Here is a 298-nt window from a genome sequence, read left to right as displayed (position 1 = left end):
CTTTCGTTGTTCAGTGTTTCAATTTTCAGCTTGATCCAGATTTTTAAAGAGCAAATATCTCAAACATCACTCGTAAGTGAGTTTTGAGATACAGAGGCCGGCGACTTTCACTCACAAACCAGCAAGTGGCGTCCCCTAGGGGATTCGAACCCCTGTTACCGCCGTGAAAGGGCGGTGTCCTGGGCCTCTAGACGAAGGGGACGTATCAGTCTGCTTCGCAAGACGCCTTGCTTTTTACTTTCTATCAGACAATCTGTGTGAGCACTTCAAAGAACGCTTCTTTAAGGTAAGGAGGTGA

1 tRNA gene is annotated in these 298 nt (G+C 47.0%); it reads right to left on the bottom strand.

Annotated features, from left to right (window positions below):
* Positions 1–126: 126 nt before the first annotated feature.
* A tRNA-Glu gene (locus HEN21_RS22715) sits at positions 127–202 on the bottom strand.
* Between the last annotated feature and the right edge of the window lie 96 nt (positions 203–298).

Source organism: Escherichia sp. 93.1518 (assembly GCF_013368915.2).
Lineage (GTDB): Bacteria > Pseudomonadota > Gammaproteobacteria > Enterobacterales > Enterobacteriaceae > Escherichia > Escherichia ruysiae.
This window is presented reverse-complemented; position numbering and strand designations above follow the sequence as displayed.